The organism is Paracoccus acridae, from assembly GCF_014642735.1.
Lineage (GTDB): Bacteria > Pseudomonadota > Alphaproteobacteria > Rhodobacterales > Rhodobacteraceae > Paracoccus > Paracoccus acridae.
In genome coordinates, this window is sequence record NZ_BMIV01000084.1 from 1 (window position 1) to 785 (window position 785).

General features: G+C 48.3%; 1 protein-coding gene. It reads right to left on the reverse strand.

All coding sequences use genetic code 11. From position 1 onward, the window contains the following. Positions 1-151 precede the first annotated feature (151 nt). The coding region (locus IEX25_RS19870; protein ID WP_188717453.1) for a glycosyltransferase family 61 protein at positions 152-785 on the reverse strand (634 nt) is incomplete at its 5' end.

Below are 785 nucleotides of genomic sequence, written 5' to 3' on the forward strand. Positions count from 1 at the left end.
CATATCCGCACCTGTTTGACTGAAGGTGCCAGACAAGGAATCACGGCAGATTCCTCAGGAGCAAGACCTTTCTCAGGGCCAAAGACATTTGTGGGTAACTGCAAGGTCCAGCTAACGCTTACATTTCAGCGGCCTGTTGAAGATACAGTTACTAAATATCGAAGTGGCCACGGATCGCCATTCTGACTTGGCTTATATCGATAATCCAGTCCGACTGCGTTCGATGAGAACTAGGAGAAAGGTTCAGAGGATGCCCAAAAACATAGGCCAAGCGCCCACTAGTTTGAGACAAAAGGATATCAGCATTCACGAGCCAGCCTTCTGAGCTAAGAATAAGAACCTTAGTATCTTCAGGTGCAAAAACTGCATTATGAGCAGCGGATCCTCCTGCAGCCGCAAGGAGTCGCGCATTTGAAAATATTTTTATTTGATCCTCCATGGGAAGATCCTGTGGGTGGATAACGGTAAAGCCTTTGTCAATAAAGAGGCATTCTACAGCCGCTTCATTGATAAGTTTGCGCCCCCTTACACGTGAACGTGATACATAGACACGTTCTGGAGTATCTACGGTTGATAGCCGCGACAACTCTCGCAGGCGGCCAAATACTTCTAATGCCTGCGGATGAATCCAACTTCTACGACGCATAGGAAGATCTGGAAAAATAACTTTCGGTGCGTAAATAGTCGGCTCTGAACAACTCCTCAGGCGGCCACTGCATGGCGGTGATGGGTCCTTTCGCCCCGGATGATCGCCGTGATCAGGTGAAGCAATAGAGTCCAAAGAG